The following is a 254-nucleotide window of genomic DNA, read 5'->3' on the forward strand; positions in this document are numbered from 1 at the left end:
GTTTGCCTTCGCTACCCGCAACCGGGCCATCCGGTCTACCCCACGAGCACTCCATGCCATCGGCCGTGACGATAACCGCGCTGCCAAAATGTGACTTACGTGTGCCTCCGCACTCACCCCAAGCCGGGCCTCCGGGTAAAGCCAGTATGCCATTATCCCCTCCCAGTTCTGATCTATGTAGCGCCGACAATCCCGCACCGCCTTCCTCCGGCCAGGAGTCTCCGCCTTCCTCGCCGCTCCCTTCAGTACCTTCT

The 254-nt window shown here is 61.8% G+C and carries 1 protein-coding gene; it reads right to left on the reverse strand.

Going from position 1 to position 254, the window contains the following annotated elements:
• A partial coding sequence (locus tag DXX99_RS11255; RefSeq protein ID WP_205664725.1) for a UPF0236 family transposase-like protein occupies positions 1 to 254 on the reverse strand: 254 nt, incomplete at both ends.

This window comes from Ammonifex thiophilus (assembly GCF_003368535.1).
Taxonomy (GTDB): domain Bacteria; phylum Bacillota; class Desulfotomaculia; order Desulfotomaculales; family Ammonificaceae; genus Ammonifex; species Ammonifex thiophilus.